Source organism: Tepidimonas sp. (genome assembly GCF_046292505.1).
Classification (GTDB): domain Bacteria; phylum Pseudomonadota; class Gammaproteobacteria; order Burkholderiales; family Burkholderiaceae_C; genus Tepidimonas.
In genome coordinates, this window is record NZ_JBKBQX010000233.1 from 1 (window position 1) to 594 (window position 594).

Consider the following 594-nt stretch of genomic DNA (forward strand, 5'->3'; position numbering starts at 1 on the left):
GGCGTCAGCGCGAGCTTGTCGAACTTGGCGGTGTATTCGATGACCGCGGCATCGCCGCGGGCGGCGACGTCCTGGCCGATGGCGCGGACGACGTCGTTCACCTCTTCCGAAACCTCGCGTTTCATCGCCAGCAGGCTGGCGAAGCGCTGTTCGAAGTCAGTGGCGCGTGTCGAGAGGCGCAGGGGCATGGCGGGCCTTTCCGGTCGCAGGAGGCATGGGCGAGCCTCCCTGTCACGTCAAGTCCCGCATGGCGGCATCAGGCGACCCGGGAGGAGGCCTCGTCGACAAGGGTGCGGTTGCGGCCCTGCCGCTTGGCCTCGTAGAGGCGCTGATCGGCCTGCTTCAGGAGGCCGGCGAGCGCCTGGCCGGGGCCGCCGGCCGCGCCGCCGATGCTCACCGTCATGCCAATGCTCTCGCCGTTGTCCACATCGACCCGCATGGCGGCGACCTTCTCGCGAATGCGCTCCGCGACTGCGGCGGCCTCCTCCGCGCTCGCGCCGCCGAGGAAGACGGCGAATTCCTCGCCGCCGATCCTGCCGACGAAATCGCCGCCGCGGGTGCAGGAGGAAATGGCCTCGCCGGCCAGTTTCAGCG

2 protein-coding genes are annotated in these 594 nt (G+C 70.2%); both read right to left on the minus strand.

Features of this window, described 5'->3' with window-relative positions; translation table 11 throughout:
* A partial coding sequence (locus ACK4TH_RS12975) for a histidinol dehydrogenase (RefSeq protein ID WP_409627035.1) occupies window positions 1-188 on the minus strand: 188 nt, incomplete at its 3' end.
* Window positions 189-256: 68 nt separating this feature from the next.
* The coding region (locus ACK4TH_RS12980; protein WP_409627037.1) for a diguanylate cyclase at window positions 257-594 on the minus strand (338 nt) is incomplete at its 5' end.